The sequence below is a fragment of the Pseudomonas sp. AC112 genome (genome assembly GCF_979253545.1).
The window spans coordinates 5,437,092-5,454,435 of record NZ_CEEDCM010000001.1 but is presented as its reverse complement, the minus strand read 5'-3'; the positions used below and the strand labels follow the sequence as shown (position 1 = coordinate 5,454,435).

Genomic DNA, 17,344 nt, shown 5'->3' with positions numbered 1-17,344 from the left:
GATGATTGATGTACGCCTGCACCTCACCTATTCGAGCTTCGCCCTCGATGTGGACCTGCACCTGCCTGGGCGCGGCGTGACCGCACTGTATGGGCATTCCGGCTCCGGCAAGACCACCTGCCTGCGCTGTATCGCCGGCCTGGAGCGGGCCGAGGACGGTTTTATCCAGATCAACGATGAAGTCTGGCAAGACAGCCGCCAGGGCGTGTTTGTGCCTGCGCATAAACGTGCGCTGGGGTATGTGTTTCAAGAGGCCAGCCTGTTCCCGCATCTGTCGGTGCGGGCCAACCTGGAGTTCGGCCTCATGCGCATTGCGCGCCAACAGCGCCGTGTGGACATGGCACAAGCCACCGAATTATTGGGCATTGGCCACCTGCTCGACCGCCATCCCCAGCACCTTTCCGGCGGCGAGCGCCAGCGTATCGGCATCGCCCGCGCGCTGCTCACCAGCCCGAGCTTGTTGTTGATGGACGAACCCCTGGCAGCCCTCGACAGCAAGCGCAAAGGCGAGATCCTGCCGTACCTCGAACGCCTGCACGATGAGCTGGACATCCCGGTGCTGTATGTGAGCCATGCCCAGGATGAAGTGGCACGCCTGGCCGATCACATCGTGTTGCTCAGCGATGGCAAGGCCCTGGCCAGCGGCCCCATCGGCGAAACCCTGGCGCGGCTCGACCTGCCGATGGCGCTGGGCGACGACGCGGGTGTGGTCATCAACGGCACGGTGAGCGCCTACGACGATCACTACCAGTTGCTCAGCCTGCAATTGCCTGCCAGTGCCCTGCACATGCGCGTCGCCCACGCTCCGCTGGCACTTGGCAAGGCCCTGCGCATCAAGGTGCAGGCGCGTGATGTCAGCCTCAGTCTGCAAGCCGAGGAACACAGCAGCATCCTCAACCGCCTGCCGGTGACGGTCACCCAGGAGATCTCCGCAGACAACAGTGCGCATGTGCTGGTGCGTCTGGACGCTGGAGGCACGCCGTTGCTGGCACGCATCACGCGTTTCTCCCGCGACCAACTGCAATTGCACCCCGGCCAGACGCTGTGGGCGCAGATCAAGGCGGTCGCCGTGCTGGCGTGAGTAACCTTTTGGCACGACCGCAAACGGCTGCGGTCAATCAGACATACCGGCCTGATTTGCTGCCAAGGAACCCGCCTCATGTCCGACTCTGCGCTGCCCCGCGACCTGCATTACGTTGACGACACCCAGCCCGGCATCCGCCGCAAGACGGTGCGCGGCAAGTTCCAGTACTTCGACCCCAAGGGCGTGCGCATCACCGACGCCGATGAAATCAAGCGCCTTAACGCCTTGGCGGTCCCTCCCGCCTACACCGACGTGTGGATCTGCGCCGACCCGCGTGGCCACTTGCAAGCCACGGGTCGCGACGCACGCGGGCGCAAGCAGTACCGCTATCACGCGCGCTGGCGCGAGGTGCGCGACAGCGACAAATACTCGCGCCTGCAGGAGTTCGGCAACGCCCTGCCGAAATTGCGTAAACAGCTTGAAGCGAAAATCGCCGAACCCGGCTTCACCCGTGACAAAGTCTTGGCCACGGTGGTGATGCTGCTGGACGCCACGCTGATCCGCGTCGGCAACACCCAGTATGCGCGGGACAACAAATCCTACGGGCTGACCACCCTGCGCACCCGCCATGTGGATGTAAAGGGCAGCGAGATCCAGTTCCAGTTCCGCGGCAAGAGCGGCGTCGAGCACCAGATCAGCGTCAAGGACCGGCGCCTGGCCACGGTGGTCAAACGCTGCCTGGAATTGCCGGGGCAGAACCTGTTCCAGTACCTGGACGAAGACGGCGAGCGGCACACCGTCAGCTCCCAGGACGTGAACGACTACCTGCACAGCCTCACCGGTGCAGACTTCACCGCCAAGGACTACCGCACCTGGGCCGGCACCGCGATGGCACTGGCCGTGTTGCGGGAATTGGAATGGCAGCCCGAGTCCGATGCCAAACGCCACGTCGTGGCGATGGTCAAGGACGTCGCCAAGCAGCTTGGCAATACCCCGGCGGTGTGCCGCAAATGCTACATCCACCCGGCCGTGCTGGAGCATTTCAGCCTGGGTGAACTGTCCAAGCTGCCCAAGCCAAGGCTGCGCAAAGGGCTCAAGGCCGAAGAAGTGGCCTTGGCGATGTTCCTTGAGCAACTGGCGGAAAACTTGCCGAAGAAAGCCAAGGCGGGTTAGGCTCTGACTCCCTTCTGACGCACGGGACGACCGCCGACGTGAACAACTAAGCCTTCCAAAATGTACCTGCAACGAGCCGCCTGGCGCGCTTGTTGGCCTGTTCGACATTTTTTTGGAGGTGCTGATGACTGACGTCAACCGGCTGCCCGTGCTTGTTTCCCTGCAACATGTATCCTTCCAGTTCGCCAATGGCGAGACCCTGCTGGATGATGTGTCCCTGTCCATCGACCACACCCCCACTGGCATTGTCGGGCGCAACGGACGTGGCAAAAGTATCCTGGCCAAACTGATTGCCGGGTTGCTCTCGCCTTCCTCCGGGACGCTCAATGGTGCCTCGCGTGTCACTTACGTACCGCAGAGCGTCGAGGTGGCACCTGGGGACACCGTAGCTGATCTCACCGGCACCCTGCCGATCCTGTCAGCCCTTGAACGCATGGCCCAAGGCACTGCACAGGTCGATGACCTTGCGTTGATCGACGACCGCTGGGACCTGGCGGAGCGACTGCGCGGCGCCCTGGATACAGCCGGCCTGGAAACACTCACTGCGCAAACGCCGGCCGGGCAACTCAGCGGCGGCCAATTGGCGCGTGTCGTGATCATCGGCGCGCTGTTGGCAGCGCCCCAACTGCTGGTGCTGGACGAACCCACCAACCATCTCGACAGCAATGGTCGAATGTGGCTGCTGCGCATGCTCGGCGATTGGCGTGGCGGCCTGGTGGTGGTCAGTCATGACCGGCAATTGCTCAATGCCATGGCGCGCATCATTGAACTGTCGCCGCTCGGCGTACACGTGTATGGCGGCAACTACGCGGCCTATCGGCACCAGCGCGACGCTGAACAACAGGCCGCCCATGCCGCGCTGGAACACGCACGCCTGGCGCGCAGTCGTGAACGGCGGCGCCTGCAAAAGGACCATGACAGCCTGCAACGCAACGCGGCCCGTTCGCGCAAACATGCCGAGACGGCCAATGTCGACCGTTTTACCAAAGCGCGCTGGAAAGGCGCCGCCACGGAAATCGTCAGCACCGTGCGCAGCGCGCACTGGCAGCACAAACATGAACTGGATGCCCAGGTGCGCGAGGCCTACGAACGGATCGTGGATGAGACCCCGACGCTATTGGCACTGCCCGCGTCGTCCGTGCCCAACGGTCGCCAGGTGCTGTCCCTGGTTGACGCCCACTTGCCGTGGCTACCGTCGACGCACCTGAACGTCCACCTTGCCGGCCCGGTGCGGGTGGCTGTGCGTGGGCCGAACGGTTGCGGCAAGTCCACGCTGCTCAAGGTGTTGGCGGGAGAATGGCGACTGGTCAGCGGCGAATGCAGCGTGCAGGTGCCCAGTGCCTATATCGATCAGCATCTTGCGCTGCTCGACGACCAACGCTCCCTCGTCGAACAGCTCAACCTACTCGACACACCACTGGCCGAAGCCGAACTGCGCACACGCCTGGCCTTGTTGCAACTGGATGCCTTGCGCGTGACCCAACCCGTCGGCCAACTCAGTGGCGGTGAGCGTTTGAAGGCCGCGATGGCCATCGCCCTGTGGCGCGAAGTGCCGGCGCAACTGCTGCTACTGGACGAGCCAACCAACCATCTGGACCTGGAATCGGTGATGGCTTTTGAGCAGGCGTTGCAAGGGTTTACCGGTGCGATGCTGGTGGTGTCCCATGACGCGGCGTTTGTACAGGCGATCCGGCCGACGCACTACCTGGACTGGCATCCTGCAGGTTGGTGCCTGGAGCGTGCCTGAGGTCATTGCATGCGCGCTGAAAGCGTCCTACGGTAGTGGCCGGATAATGTCACCGAGGAACCCGGCCCTATGCTGCCTTCGCCCCGCAAGCCCTACGCCAATGCTGCACTGGCCCATCGACAGCGCTGGCGCGGCCGTGTCGGGTTGATGCTGGTGGCCAGCCTGTCGGTGCTGGCGGGCATGACCGATGCCATCGGCTTCATGGCGAGCGGCGACTTTGTTTCGTTCATGAGCGGCAACACTACGCGCCTGGCGGTGGCGATCAGCGCGGGTGACTTGGGCCTGACCGGGCGCCTGTTGTTGCTGGTCGCAACATTTGTGCTGGGCAATGCGTTGGGCGTGGTGGTCAGCCGGCTCAGCCGTCGCCATGCCCTGCCCTTGCTGTTGTGTATCGCTGCTTTGTTGTGCGGTGCGGCGTGGCTGCCTTTCGCGGACACCTTGGCTGCGCTGCTGGCAGCGATCATTGCGATGGGGATGCTGAACGCGGCGGTGGAAGAGGTAAACGGTCTGCCCGTGGGGCTGACTTACGTCACGGGGGCGCTTTCGCGTTTTGGTCGTGGGCTGGGGCGCTGGCTGCTCGGCGAGCGCCGCAGTGGCTGGCGCGTGCAGTTGATCCCGTGGGCCGGGATGTTCGTGGGCGCAGTGATCGGCGCACTGTTGGAGCAGCAGATGGGCTTGAAGGCGTTGCTGGTCAGTGGGGTATTGGCGGGATTGCTGGGGCTGATATCCCTGAAAATCCCCCGCCGCTGGCACCTGGGTTACATGCCGCGCTGAACAAAGGGGATGCTCGCCCGACGTTTAGGCCTCGACGTCCGTGTACTGGTAAAGAGCCATCATGTCGGGCGAGCGGGTGCATCATAAGCTAATGCGTCGCGGCTGTCGTGCCAGGCATTTCCTAAAACGACTTAGGCAATGGACTACAGGCAGGTCGCGAGTGCGGCCAAACGACGCTTGGCCGGCATGTTGTCTTCTGCGGCGTAATACTTGATGGAAGAACCGGCACCCGCGCTTTGCACATCAACAAAGTAATCGCCAGCGGTGGTGTACACGGTGTAACCGCCCGCCTCAATCGGTTCCTTGAAGCCGCCGGCATCAACGCCGAATACGCTTTCGTCCTGCCAGCCGAACTGCACGCATTCGGCAACGACCAGGGTGGGCTTGTCCGAAGCCAGGGTTTTGTAAGGCACACCGGTGCGCGCTTCTTTCATCTTCGAACCCGCGCAACCGGCCAGGGCCGCCAGTACCAGTGCGCCAATTACCACCTTGTGCATGCCATTGCTCCATTGGAAAAAAACGCGACTGTACCATTGCCGCGTGCCGGACTGACGGCTGCATGAACTTTGTTTCACGGTAAAGGGCGCAAGCGCCGCCTATAGTGGCCACGCTCATTTTTAGAAGTCTCCCTTCGGCCCGCCCTCCCGCGGGCTTTTTTTCGCCTGGGTTTTAGAGCAGCCAGCGAAACAAATAGAACAACGCCATGCTCAGCAGCACAGTCATCAGCACATTGCGCGTCCAGAACATCAACGCCACCGCACTGATGCCTGCCAGCAGGTATGGGTTGGCCGGGCTCAGGTTCAGTTGATGATCCGCCAGGAAAATAATCGGCCCGCAAATCGCCGTGAGCATGCCCGGTACGGCGAACCCAAGGAACTCCCGCGCGCCACGATTGAGGCGCACCGGCAAGCGCGGCTCAATAAACAGGTAACGGTTGAAAAAGACCACCAGGCCCATCGCCACAATCATGATGTAGATCATTGCTGCCCTACTCCCAGTCGCTTGCAGGCATAACCCGCGCTCATGCCCAGCACGCCGGACACCACCACCGCCGATTCCCAATGCAGGAAACTCAGCCACACCGAAAACACCAGTGACACCGCCACGCAGACCACAGTGGGGACGTCACGCACCACCGGGGTGATCAGCGCGATAAAGGTGGCGGCGATGGAAAACTCCAGGCCCAGTTGGTCAAGACCGGGGATGCTCTTGCCGAGCACGATGCCGGCCAGGGTGAACAGGTTCCAGGCGATATAGAACGTCAGCCCCACACCCAGCGCATACCAGCGGTTGAAGGTCTCACGGTCGTAGTGGCTGACCAGTGCGAAGAATTCGTCGGTGAGCAGAAAGCCCAGGCTCATGCGCCAGCGGGTCTTGAGCGGCGACACAATCGGACGCAGGTGCATGCCGTAGAGCAAATGCTGGGAGGTCAGCAGCAAGGTGGTCAGTACGATGGAAATCAGGCTGGCGCCGCTCTTGACCATACCAATGGCGACCAGTTGCGCCGCACCGGCAAACACGATGGCGGACAACCCCTGGGCTTCCAACGGGCTGAACTGCGCATCGATGGCCATGGACCCGGCCAGCAGTCCCCACGGCGCACAGGCCAGGGACAAGGGAATAACGGCAATGGCGCCGCGAGCGAAGGCGTAATGAGGTAAGGCGGTAGGCATGGAAACGGCTCATCGACAGACAGTCGACAAGCATGCCAGCGCAACAAGGGGCTTGTCTTGAACGATCTTGCTCAGGCGAGCCGGACTGACACCTGCTCCACCGAATCACGCGCTTCGCGCAGTTCGTGGGCATCCTGGTTGAGCCGGTGAATGGTATTGAGCAGGCGTTGGCGCAGCACTTCATCGCCGAGTTTTTCAACGGCGCGCATCAGGTCGAACGCCGCGGTTTCGTTATTTTCCGCGACGGAATCCAGGGTCTTGCGCAGGTTGCGAGTGGCACGGGTCACGCGGGTTCTTCCTTCATCAGCTATGGGCAGGCACTTTAGGACATTCGTGTTTCATTTTAATTTCAATCACTTGTGGCGGATTTCACGGCCTTTGATCCATATCAATTGAAACGAGGTTTGACTGATACATATGGATATCCGTATATTCGAAAAACCATATATACACAGGCCTTGGCCATGTCAGACCTCATCTCCCCACCCACCCTCTTCAAATGCCTGGCCGACGCCACCCGCGCACGCCTGACATTACTGATCCTGCGTGAAGGCGAACTTTGCGTGTGCGAACTGATCCATGCCTTGGATGACAGCCAGCCCAAGATCTCCCGCCATCTGGCGCAACTGCGCAGTTGCGGGCTGCTGCTGGATCGTCGTCAGGGTCAATGGATCTACTACCGCATCAACCCGGCATTGCCCGAGTGGGTGACCGACGTGCTGCATACCACCCTACAAGCCAACCAGCCATGGTTGCACAACGACGCGCAGCGTCTGGATGCAATGGGCGACAGACCACAACGGGCCAGCACCTGCTGCTGAGCCATCGGAGCGTTTATTCATGCTTGTCGCAATTGCCATTTTCATCTTCACCATCGTATTGGTCATCTGGCAGCCCAAGGGTCTGGGTGTGGGCTGGAGTGCCACGATGGGCGCGATCCTGGCCCTCGCCTGCGGCGTGATCAGCCTGGCTGACATTCCGGTGGTGTGGCACATCATCTGGAATGCCACCGGGACCTTTGTCGCGCTGATCATCATCAGCCTGTTACTGGACGAAGCCGGCTTCTTTGCCTGGACCGCCCTGCATGTGGCGCGCTGGGGGCGCGGGCGCGGCCGGCGATTGTTTGCCTACATGGTGCTGCTGGGTGCGCTGGTGTCGGCGCTGTTCGCAAACGATGGCGCGGCACTGATCCTGACGCCGATCGTGATGTCGATGCTGCTGGCCCTGCGCTTTTCCCCGGCGGCGACCCTGGCGTTCGTCATGGGCGCGGGCTTTATCGCCGACACGGCGAGCCTGCCGCTGGTGGTGTCGAACCTGGTCAATATCGTCTCGGCGGATTACTTCAAGATCGGCTTTAACGAATACGCCGCCGTGATGGTGCCGGTGAATTTCGTCAGCGTTGCGGCCACACTGGCAGTGCTGCTGTGGTTCTTCCGTCGTGATATCCCGCACACCTACGACCCCACCGACCTCGAAGACCCCGCCAGCGCCATCCACGACCGCGCCACCTTCCGCGCCGGCTGGTGGGTGCTGGGCATCCTGTTGGTCGGCTGCTTTGCCCTGGAGCCGCTGGGCATTCCCATCAGCGCGATTTCCGCTGTGTGCGCCGTGCTCCTGCTGGTGATCGCCGCCAAGGGCCACAAGATTTCCACGCGAAAAGTACTGCAGGAAGCGCCGTGGCAGATCGTGATCTTTTCCCTCGGCATGTACCTGGTGGTCTACGGCTTGCGTAACGCCGGCCTCACCACCTACCTGGCGACCTGGCTCGATACCTTCGCCACTTACGGCGTGTGGGGCGCAGCCATGGGCACCGGCGTGCTGACGGCCCTGCTGTCTTCGGCAATGAACAACCTGCCGACGGTATTGATCGGCGCGCTGTCGATCGAGTCCAGCCATGCCGTGGGCGTGGTCAAGGACGCGATGATCTACGCCAACGTGATCGGCAGTGACCTGGGCCCGAAAATCACCCCCATCGGCAGCCTGGCCACCTTGCTGTGGCTGCACATCCTGGCGCGCAAGGGCATCGCCATCACCTGGGGCTACTACTTCAAGGTCGGCATCGTGCTGACCCTGCCGGTGCTGTTGATCACCCTCGCCGCCCTCGCCTTGCGCCTGAGCCTCTAACGGAGATACCTCGATGAAAGTCCTGTTCATGTGCACCGCCAACAGTTGCCGCAGCATCTTGTCCGAAGCGGTGTTCAACCACCTGGCGCCGGAGGGTTTCGAAGCGATCAGCTCCGGCAGCTTTCCCAAGGGCCAGGTCCTGCCGCGCAGCCTCAGCACGTTGCAGGCCGCCGGCATCAGCACCGAAGGCCTGTACAGCAAAGGCAACGACGCGTTCGAAGGCAGCCCGCCGGACGTGGTGATTACCGTGTGCGACAAGGCGGCCGGCGAAGCTTGCCCAGTGTATTTCGGGCCAGCGGTAAAGGCGCACTGGGGGTTGGAAGACCCTTCGGATGTGCAGGGTGACGATGCACACGTGCAGGCGGCATTCGACGCCACGCTGAAGACCATTGCCACTCGGTGCCGGGCGTTTTTCATCCTGCCGTTTGCCGAGCTCAGCCCAACTGAACTCAAGGCAGCACTCGCTCGAATTGCCGAGCTGTAATCGGAGGCCCTATGACCACCCTGCCCAACCTGGACCTGTCCCTGTTCCCATCAAAACCGGACGGTTCAGCCCAACCACCGCGCATCCTGCTGCTCTACGGCTCGACCCGCGAACGCTCGTTCAGCCGCCTGCTGGTGGAAGAAGCCGCACGCCTGTTGCAGCACTTCGGTGCGCAAACGCGCATCTTCAACCCCAGCGGTTTGCCACTGCCGGATGACGCACCCAGCGATCACCCCAAGGTACAGGAACTGCTGGAACTGATGCAGTGGTCCGAAGGCCAGGTATGGTGCTCGCCCGAGCGCCACGGTTCGATGTCAGCGGTGTTCAAGGCGCAGCTCGACTGGGTGCCGCTGGCCCTTGGCGCCGTGCGCCCGACCCAGGGTAAAACCCTGGCGGTGATGCAGGTGTCCGGCGGGTCCCAGTCCTTCAATACGGTCAACCAGTTGCGCGTGCTGGGGCGCTGGATGCGCATGTTCACCATCCCCAATCAATCCTCGGTGCCCAAGGCGTTCATGGAGTTCGACGATCAGGACCGCATGAAGCCCTCTGCCCTGTACGACCGCGTGGTCGATGTGATGGAGGAACTGGTGAAGTTCACCCTGCTGCTGCGCGAGCGCCCGGACCTGGTGGACCGCTATTCGGAGCGCAAGGAAAGCGCCGACGAACTCTCGCACCGCGTCAATCAACGGTCGATCTGAGCTCGCCTGCCAGCGTATGCTCGTGCCTGTCTCCTGACTGAGTTGAATCGATGAGCGCCGTGCGACACGCCTGGTTGGGCCACTATGAAATCAGCAGCACCGCCTGCACCGGCCTGACCTTTGCCCGCCATAGTCATGATGAATGCGTGATCGGCGTGAACCTGCTGGGCGAAGAAAAAGTCTGGCTCGACCGTCGGGAGTTCTACGCCGGTCCCGGCTCCATCACCTTGTACAACCCCGGCCAGATTCAGGGCGGCGGCGCGGCAGACGGCGCGCCCTGGCACTTTGTAAGCCTGTACGCCACCGCGGATCAATTGGCGACGGACCTTGGGCTGGCGCACCTGGAGTTTGATCGTTCACTGTGCTTCCAACCCGACCTTGCGCTGCGACTGGCGATGGCGATCAAGGGCGCGTTGAGTACCGACACGCTGGTTCGCGAACTGAATGAAGAGGCGTTGGTGCTACTGTTGGGGGAAGTCGTGGATATCAGCGGTGTGCGTCTGCCAGGCAGCACCTGCACCGGCAAGCCTCTGATCAGTCGCGCCCAGGAACTGCTTTCCGAGCAACTGCATCAACCCCTGACGCTGGACCACCTTGGCGCCGAGGTGGGCCTCTCCAAATTCCACCTGCTGCGCGCCTTCCAGAAAGAAACCGGGCTGACGCCCCGTGAGTGGGCCATGCAACTGCGCACGCGCCGCGCCAAGGGCCTATTGCGCAACGGCATGGCCGCTTCCGACGTCGCCCACCACCTGGGCTTTGCCGATCAAAGCCACCTCAATCGACACTTTCGCTCCGCCTACGGCATCACCCCGGGTCTCTATCAAAGCGCTGTTAAACGCTGAACAGCGCAATCTGGTCCAAGACACCACCTCGGCTCATCCTCACACTGCCTGCCATCTCTTGAAGGAAAGTGGGCATGCTGACGATCTTTTTCTACGCACTGGTATTCGGTTTTGTGTTCTGTCTCTCACCCGGCGCGGTGTTGGCAGAGACTTTGCGCCGTGGCTTGCTGCACGGCTTCACACCGGCCTTGCTGGTGCAGTTCGGTTCACTGGTGGGCGATGCAGTGTGGGCGATAATCGGCCTGACTGGCATCGCTTTGCTGATCCAGCATGACGCCGTGCGCGTGCCATTGACGGTGGTGTGCGCGCTTTACCTGGCTTGGCTCGGCATTCGCAGCCTGTTCGACGCCTGGAAGCTTCCTGAGTCAGACGATGCACCCGCCAGCACCCGGCAAAATGCGCTGGCGGTTGGCGCAGCGATTTCACTGGCCAACCCGAAAAATATCGTCTACTGGGGCGCGTTGGGCAGCGCGCTGTCAGGCATCGTCGGCACCACGCCCAGCCTCGGGCAGACGCTGATGTTCTTTGCCGGGTTCATGTTGGCGTCGGTGCTGTCGTGCTTTCTGCTCGCGGGGCTGGTCAATTTGTTGCGCCAGAACGCGTCACCGTTGTGGCAACGTATCAGTTATGGCACTTGTGGCGTGGTATTGATCTATCTGGCAGTTTTGGCCGCACAGGGTATATGAAGTTATATATCCGCTAACTTCCGAGTGCCTCTTGTCTGAATGAACTCTGAACGCCGGACAATTTAATTAATCATGCGTTGACATTTTTTAGCCTTCTGAGTAGATTGCCCGTGCCCGCAACTGGGGCCTTTTTTAAACCTCACAAAAGAAGCCAATGGACACAGTATCTAGTCGCTGTCCGAGCACCGCTTACGCGGGCATCGGGCGCCAAACCCAGAATATGACAGGACTCGCTTCCCCGGTCCGGTAAGCTGCGCTAGAGCTCGATGCTCCACCGTAACTGCCTCGCCGGTCGCCCGTCCGGTCCCGAGGTGTGTTATGACCTTGCTAACCCTTGCTTTGCCCGATGTACGCACCCTGGCCGCCGCCCTGCGCGCCAAGCTGTGCCGCGAGCCTGTTGGCTTTTCACCAACTCGTTCAGCCTTTGCTGCACCCTCCCCCCAAGTGCGCCCGGCCCCTCCGCTGGCGCACTGGCGTGTCTGCCCTGCCACCGGCCACCTGGTGCAGCAGTGGGATCACGCCGACCCTCAAGACCCACAAAGACCGCAGGTTTCCAGACTGGCCCAAGACGGCCTGCTGCTCGGTCTTTACCTGAGCGCTCGCGCCGCCTGAACCGGCTGGAAACAGCAACTTCCCCATTAAACCCTGGAGTTCTTTATGAACACTTCCAGTTGTAACTCGCTGCACGCGTTTTAACTAACGCCGCAGTAAACGTTATGTAAGCACCTTATTTAAACCGATCGCGAAGTTAGCGACTCGGCATGCTTTCGCTCGCCTGTTTGCAGGTAAGTACCGGGTATGTTTTGTCGAAAATTGGCGACAGGAGTACACACAATGAGCGCCGTAAAAAACCCGCCGCTGCACAAAAAGAATGGCACCGACGCCGACACCAAGCTGTCGATGCGTGCCGCCCGCGAAGCCCATAACGGCCTGTCGGCCACCCTGGCCAACGTGCGTGCCACCCAGGACGGCCTGACCGAACTGGATGCCAGCGCCCGCCTGCAACGCGAAGGCTATAACGAAGTTGCCCATGACAAGCCACCTCACGCCATCGTCCAGTTCCTGCAGGCACTGAACAACCCGTTCATCTATGTGCTGCTGACCCTGGGCGGCATCAGCTTCTTCACCGATTGCTGGCTGCCGATGCAGGAAGGTGAAGACGCCGACCCAACCAAAGTCATCATCATCATGACCATGGTGCTGCTCAGCAGCCTGCTGCGCTTCTGGCAGGAGCACCGCTCGGCCAAGTCCGCCGAAGCGCTGAAAGCCATGGTGCGCACCACGGCGACCGTGCTGCGCCGTGAGCAAGTCGGCTCGCAACCCGCCCTGCGCGAAGTGCCGATGCGCGATCTGGTAGCGGGCGACATCGTGCAGCTGTCGGCCGGTGACATGATCCCCGCCGATATCCGCCTGATCGAGTCCCGCGACCTGTTCATCAGCCAAGCCGTGCTGACCGGCGAAGCCTTGCCGGTGGAGAAGTACGACACCCTCGGTGATGTCACGCACAAATCTGCCGGGCCGGTGGCTGCCGACCAAGGCAACCTGCTGGACCTGCCGAATATCTGCTTCATGGGCACCAACGTGGTCAGCGGCCGTGCCAAGGCCGTGGTGGTGGCCACCGGGCCACGCACCTACTTCGGCTCCCTGGCCAAGGCGATTGTCGGCTCGCGGGTGCAAACCGCCTTTGATCGCGGGGTGAACAGCGTCAGCTGGTTGCTGATCCGCTTTATGCTGGTGATGGTGCCGATCGTGTTCTTCCTCAATGGTTTCTCCAAAGGCGACTGGGGCGATGCGTTCCTGTTCGCACTGGCGGTTGCCGTCGGCCTCACCCCGGAAATGCTGCCGATGATCGTCAGCGCCAACCTGGCCAAGGGCGCCACCGCCATGGCCAAGCGCAAAGTGGTGGTCAAGCGTCTCAACGCGATCCAGAACTTCGGCTCGATGGACGTGCTGTGCACCGACAAGACCGGCACCCTGACCCAGGACAAGATCATCCTCGAACATCACGTCAACGCCTTCGGCCAGCGTGATGAGGCGGTGCTGTCCCTGGCCTGGCTCAACAGCTACCACCAGAGCGGCATGAAAAACCTGATGGACCAGGCCGTGGTGCAGTTTGCAGAGCAGAACCCCAAGTTCAAGCTGCCGTTCGCCTACAGCAAGGTCGATGAGTTGCCGTTCGACTTTGTCCGCCGTCGCCTGTCGATCGTGGTCAAGGATGCCGCCGACGACCAACTGTTGGTGTGCAAAGGCGCCGTGGAAGAAATGCTGAGCATCTCCACGCATATGATGGAGGCTGGCGCTGCCGTGCCGCTGGATGAGCGTCGCCGTGAAGAATTGCTGGCGATTGCCAACGACTACAACGAAGACGGTTTCCGCGTGTTGGTGGTGGCCACCCGTCACATCCCTAAATCGATGGCGCGCCAGCAGTACACCACGGCCGATGAGCGCAACCTGGTGATCCAGGGCTTCCTGACCTTCCTCGATCCACCGAAGGAAACCGCAGGCCCGGCGATTGCAGCGCTGCAACAGATCGGTGTGGCGGTCAAGGTACTGACCGGCGACAACGCCGTAGTCACCAGTAAGATCTGCCGCCAGGTCGGCCTTGATCCAGGCCAGCCGCTGCTGGGTGCTGAAATCGAAGCGATGGATGACGCCACCCTGCTGCGCCGCGTCGAAGAGCGCACCGTGTTTGCCAAGCTGACGCCGCTGCAGAAATCCCGGGTGCTCAAGGCGCTGCAAGCCAATGGGCATACCGTAGGCTTCCTCGGTGACGGCATCAATGACGCGCCGGCGCTGCGCGATGCCGACGTGGGTATCTCGGTGGACAGCGGTACCGACATAGCCAAGGAGTCGGCCGACATCATCCTGCTGGAAAAAAGCCTGATGGTGCTGGAAGAAGGTGTACTCAAGGGCCGTGAAACCTTCGGCAATATCATGAAGTACCTGAACATGACCGCCAGCTCCAACTTCGGCAACGTGTTCTCGGTGCTGGTAGCCAGTGCGTTCATTCCGTTCCTGCCGATGCTGTCGATCCACCTGCTGCTGCAGAACCTGATGTACGACATCTCCCAGCTGGCGCTGCCGTGGGACAAGATGGACAAGGAATACCTGGCCAAGCCGCGTAAGTGGGATGCGAAAAACATCGGCCGATTCATGATCTGGATCGGGCCGACCTCGTCGATCTTCGACATCACTACCTTTGCGCTGATGTGGTACGTGTTCGCGGCCAACAGCGTGGAAATGCAAACCCTGTTCCAGTCCGGCTGGTTTATCGAGGGCCTGCTCTCGCAAACCCTGGTCGTGCACATGCTGCGCACCCGCAAGATCCCGTTCTTCCAGAGCACCGCCGCCTGGCCCGTGTTGATGATGACCTGCGTGGTGATCGTGCTGGGGATCTACGTACCGTTCTCGCCGCTGGGCACGCTGGTGGGCTTGCAACCGCTGCCGATGGCGTACTTCCCATGGCTGGTGGGCACCTTGCTCAGCTACTGCTGCGTCGCCCAACTGATGAAAACGATCTACATCCGCCGCTTCAAGCAGTGGTACTGATCTCCCCCGCCGTTTAAACGGTGGCGGTCGCCCGGCCGCCACCGTGCAACACAAGGAATCACCTTATGCGCGTCTTGATCTGTGCAGGTCGTCATTACGCCGACACCAAAATGTCCCGCCAAGTGCTGGACGCTTACCACCGCCTGCGCCCGGTGCAGGTTTTGATCCACGGCGGCAACCAATTCCTCGGCAGCGACGTCGAGGACTGGGCGCGGGAACTGGGCATCGATGTGGTGCGCTACCCGCCCAACTGGCAACGCCACGGCAAGCAGGCTGAACGCCAGCGCAACCATTTCATGCTGACCGATAGCCGCCCCGACGTGGTCATCGCCCTACCGGGCGGGGACGACACCTGCGAACTGGTCTGCCAGGCCAAAGCCAGCGGCATTTCGGTGCTGACCGTAGAAAGCTGAATTCAAGCGAGGTGCATCATGCACAAAAAACACACGCCCCAACGCCAGGACGGGTTTGCCAAATACCGTGCCCGCCACTATCGAGGCGCACGCCACACCTTACTGTTGTTGCCGGCCGCCAAACGTCGTGCACTGCAACGCAACTTGATCTTTATCGGGCTGACCCTGGGCATTCTGTTGGCGATTGCCTTGCTGTCGAAGGCCAACGCGGCCGGCGGTGCCTATGTGGTCGACGACGGCGCGATCAACGCGCCAGGCGAATGCAACGTCGATGCCTGGTACACCGCCAACCGACACAATGGCAGTACCCACAGTGAAACGCTGTCACCGGCCTGCACGTTCGCCGCAATGCCCTCGGTACAATGGGGCGCGGCGGTGTCGCGCGCCGCCCATTCGGGCCAGGGCGAAACGCAGGTCAACCCGCAGCTCAAGGCCCAGGTGTGGTCACGGGAAGACTTGGGGCTGGAAATGGCCTTGGCAGCCGGCGCGCATTTTGCGCTGGACCGCCGGCACGGTTTTGAGGGTGCCGATTTCAATGTCCCGCTGACCTGGCAGCCGTTGGAGGCCCTGCGACTGAACCTGAACGCCGGCTGGTCGCATGCCTATAACGACGGCGACCAACAACATCACCTGACCTGGGGCAGTGGCGTTGAGTACCAGGTGGCACCGGTGTTGACGCTGATCGCCGAGCGTTACGGCCAGGAAGGCGGCGATCAGGCGTGGCAGGCCGGGCCGAGGTTTCACTTGGGCGAGTTTGTCGACGTCGACTTGGTGGTTGGGCGCAGCCTGATCGGCGAGCGTGCGCAGTGGTTGACCTCCGGTGCTACGTTGCGTTTCTAGCGGCTTGGCAGCACCTGTGTGCTGGTTTGCCTGCAAAAGCGGCCTGACAGCCGACCACAAACTAACTGTCGCCCCGCGATTCAAATGTGGGAGCTGGCTTGCCTGCGAAGGCGGCCTGACAGCCGACCTGGATGTTGGATCTGATCGGGTACATATCCGTTATTTAGGTAAAGGCTTCTATTGGTTCCGCCCTTACGGCGGGTCACTTTGGAAAAGAGCCCCAAAGTAACCAAAGGGCTCTTGCCCCAACACTCGGCACCTCGCCTAGGCTCGGTGTGCCCGTAATCCGACAGGTATTTGGGGGGCCGCCGCCACGCGCCATCCATGGCGCGGGGCGGCGGCCCCCCAAATCCCTGTCGAATTCCGGCCAGCGTGTTTGACGGGGCGCCTAAGGTCAAAAGCGAGATCAAAAGCCAGATCAAGATCACGATCAAGAGCGGCTCGCTTCGCATCGTGGGTACGGGGTGGGTACGCGGTTTTGTAGGAGCTGGCTTGCCAGCGATGGCGATCGTTCATTCAACGACAGGGTTGGATGTTTGTCCGCCTTCGCAGGCAAGCCAGCTCCCACATTCGTCCCGGTTTCATCTGGACGCTCTCATTTCAATCAGGCCTTGGCCTGTTGTTCCAGGTGCAGCTGCAATTGCGGGTCGATCTGCAGCTGCCCCGCCAGGTCGTCGAGGTAATTGCGCTCGGCATCCTGTTGATCATCCACCAGCATCACACTGGCCAGATAGACTTCCGCTGCCACGGCAGGGTCGCTGGCAAATTCGGCGAAATCCGCGGCATCCAGGGGTTTGGCGACTTCGGCGTCAAGCCATTGCTGCAGTTGCGGATCGTCGGTATGCCGGCCCAGCTCACTGGAAATCAGTTGCTGCTCTTTTTCATCGATGCGCCCATCCGCTTTGGCGGCAGCGATCAAGGCGCGTAATACGGCATGGCTATGGGCCTCGGCGGCGGGGCCGTCAAGCTGGTCGACGGTCTGGAAGGCTTGCTGCGGCGCACTGGCTTGCTGGCGCTGCCAGGCTTGGTAGGCCTGGAAGGCCGCCATGCCCAAGGATGCCAACGCCGCGTAGTTCATGCCGCTGGAACGCCCCTGGGCAGGACGACCATTGGCGGCACCACCCAACATGCCGCCCAGGCCTCCCAGCAGACCACCTAAACCACCCAAACCGCCACCCGCCGACGCATTGCCAGTGCTGGTGCCTTTCAACAGGCCGCCGAGCAGCCCACCCAGACCGCCTGAGGAAGCACCGCCCCCTTGCCCGGCACGCAAGAGTTGCTCGAGTAAATCGCTGGTGTTCATGGTGTCACCCTCCC

General features: G+C 61.7%; 19 protein-coding genes. 14 read left to right on the top strand and 5 right to left on the bottom strand.

Annotated features, from left to right (window positions below; all coding sequences use genetic code 11):
• Window position 1 precedes the first annotated feature (1 nt).
• From modC to AC0IYN_RS25485, 4 genes are all read left to right on the top strand, one after another.
• On the top strand, window positions 2-1,081 hold the full coding sequence (gene modC, locus AC0IYN_RS25500) for a molybdenum ABC transporter ATP-binding protein (RefSeq protein ID WP_458375285.1): 1,080 nt from the start codon (window positions 2-4) through the stop codon (window positions 1,079-1,081).
• A 78-nt stretch (window positions 1,082-1,159) separates the two neighbouring features.
• Window positions 1,160-2,197, top strand: coding sequence for a DNA topoisomerase IB (locus AC0IYN_RS25495; RefSeq protein ID WP_406597104.1), 1,038 nt, complete (start codon window positions 1,160-1,162; stop codon window positions 2,195-2,197).
• Window positions 2,198-2,321: 124 nt separating this feature from the next.
• Complete coding sequence (locus AC0IYN_RS25490; RefSeq protein WP_471843879.1) at window positions 2,322-3,944, top strand: ABC-F family ATP-binding cassette domain-containing protein; 1,623 nt, start codon at window positions 2,322-2,324, stop codon at window positions 3,942-3,944.
• A 69-nt stretch (window positions 3,945-4,013) separates the two neighbouring features.
• Window positions 4,014-4,718, top strand: coding sequence for a YoaK family protein (locus AC0IYN_RS25485; protein WP_078048546.1), 705 nt, complete (start codon window positions 4,014-4,016; stop codon window positions 4,716-4,718).
• Window positions 4,719-4,861: 143 nt separating this feature from the next.
• On the opposite strand, the gene AC0IYN_RS25480 is transcribed toward AC0IYN_RS25485, so the two are convergent.
• The 4 genes from AC0IYN_RS25480 to AC0IYN_RS25465 form a co-directional block, all read right to left on the bottom strand.
• On the bottom strand, window positions 4,862-5,215 hold the full coding sequence (locus AC0IYN_RS25480; protein WP_471843877.1) for a hypothetical protein: 354 nt from the start codon (window positions 5,213-5,215) through the stop codon (window positions 4,862-4,864).
• Window positions 5,216-5,387: 172 nt separating this feature from the next.
• On the bottom strand, window positions 5,388-5,699 hold the full coding sequence (locus AC0IYN_RS25475; RefSeq protein WP_457239531.1) for an AzlD domain-containing protein: 312 nt from the start codon (window positions 5,697-5,699) through the stop codon (window positions 5,388-5,390).
• Window positions 5,696-6,391 (bottom strand): AzlC family ABC transporter permease, encoded by a 696-nt coding sequence (locus tag AC0IYN_RS25470; RefSeq protein WP_078048548.1) that lies wholly within the window; start codon window positions 6,389-6,391, stop codon window positions 5,696-5,698. The genes AC0IYN_RS25475 and AC0IYN_RS25470 overlap by 4 nt, the downstream gene beginning before the upstream one ends.
• Window positions 6,392-6,462: 71 nt before the next feature.
• Window positions 6,463-6,678: a hypothetical protein gene (locus AC0IYN_RS25465; RefSeq protein ID WP_025856028.1), complete on the bottom strand. Its 216-nt coding sequence runs from the start codon at window positions 6,676-6,678 to the stop codon at window positions 6,463-6,465.
• 177 nt (window positions 6,679-6,855) lie between these two features.
• Between AC0IYN_RS25465 and AC0IYN_RS25460 the strand changes: the two genes are divergently transcribed.
• The 10 genes from AC0IYN_RS25460 to AC0IYN_RS25415 all read left to right on the top strand — a co-directional run bounded on the left by AC0IYN_RS25460 (window position 6,856) and on the right by AC0IYN_RS25415 (window position 16,027).
• Window positions 6,856-7,212: a metalloregulator ArsR/SmtB family transcription factor gene (locus tag AC0IYN_RS25460; protein ID WP_406597101.1), complete on the top strand. Its 357-nt coding sequence runs from the start codon at window positions 6,856-6,858 to the stop codon at window positions 7,210-7,212.
• Between the two features lie 19 nt (window positions 7,213-7,231).
• Complete coding sequence (locus AC0IYN_RS25455) at window positions 7,232-8,515, top strand: arsenic transporter (RefSeq protein ID WP_471843875.1); 1,284 nt, start codon at window positions 7,232-7,234, stop codon at window positions 8,513-8,515.
• Window positions 8,516-8,528: 13 nt separating this feature from the next.
• Complete coding sequence (locus tag AC0IYN_RS25450) at window positions 8,529-8,999, top strand: arsenate reductase ArsC (protein WP_406597099.1); 471 nt, start codon at window positions 8,529-8,531, stop codon at window positions 8,997-8,999.
• 11 nt (window positions 9,000-9,010) lie between these two features.
• Window positions 9,011-9,697 (top strand): arsenical resistance protein ArsH, encoded by a 687-nt coding sequence (gene arsH / locus AC0IYN_RS25445; RefSeq protein ID WP_406597098.1) that lies wholly within the window; start codon window positions 9,011-9,013, stop codon window positions 9,695-9,697.
• 50 nt (window positions 9,698-9,747) lie between these two features.
• The gene (locus AC0IYN_RS25440; RefSeq protein ID WP_471843872.1) at window positions 9,748-10,539 is read left to right on the top strand and encodes an AraC family transcriptional regulator; all 792 of its coding nucleotides are present in this window, start codon (window positions 9,748-9,750) and stop codon (window positions 10,537-10,539) included.
• A gap of 74 nt (window positions 10,540-10,613) precedes the next feature.
• The gene (locus AC0IYN_RS25435) at window positions 10,614-11,225 is read left to right on the top strand and encodes a LysE family transporter (RefSeq protein WP_406597096.1); all 612 of its coding nucleotides are present in this window, start codon (window positions 10,614-10,616) and stop codon (window positions 11,223-11,225) included.
• Between the two features lie 318 nt (window positions 11,226-11,543).
• The gene (locus AC0IYN_RS25430; protein WP_471843870.1) at window positions 11,544-11,837 is read left to right on the top strand and encodes a hypothetical protein; all 294 of its coding nucleotides are present in this window, start codon (window positions 11,544-11,546) and stop codon (window positions 11,835-11,837) included.
• 222 nt (window positions 11,838-12,059) lie between these two features.
• Window positions 12,060-14,774 carry a magnesium-translocating P-type ATPase gene (mgtA, locus tag AC0IYN_RS25425; RefSeq protein WP_406597095.1) on the top strand — a complete coding sequence of 905 codons (2,715 nt, stop codon included), beginning with the start codon at window positions 12,060-12,062 and terminating at the stop codon, window positions 14,772-14,774.
• A 65-nt stretch (window positions 14,775-14,839) separates the two neighbouring features.
• The gene (locus AC0IYN_RS25420) at window positions 14,840-15,187 is read left to right on the top strand and encodes a DUF2493 domain-containing protein (RefSeq protein ID WP_406597094.1); all 348 of its coding nucleotides are present in this window, start codon (window positions 14,840-14,842) and stop codon (window positions 15,185-15,187) included.
• A gap of 18 nt (window positions 15,188-15,205) precedes the next feature.
• Window positions 15,206-16,027, top strand: a complete 822-nt coding sequence (locus AC0IYN_RS25415; RefSeq protein ID WP_471843868.1) for a hypothetical protein — start codon at window positions 15,206-15,208, stop codon at window positions 16,025-16,027.
• A gap of 604 nt (window positions 16,028-16,631) precedes the next feature.
• On the opposite strand, the gene AC0IYN_RS25410 is transcribed toward AC0IYN_RS25415, so the two are convergent.
• Entirely contained in the window at window positions 16,632-17,330 is a 699-nt protein-coding gene (locus tag AC0IYN_RS25410; protein ID WP_471843866.1) for a tellurite resistance TerB family protein, read from the bottom strand.
• Window positions 17,331-17,344: the final 14 nt, after the last annotated feature.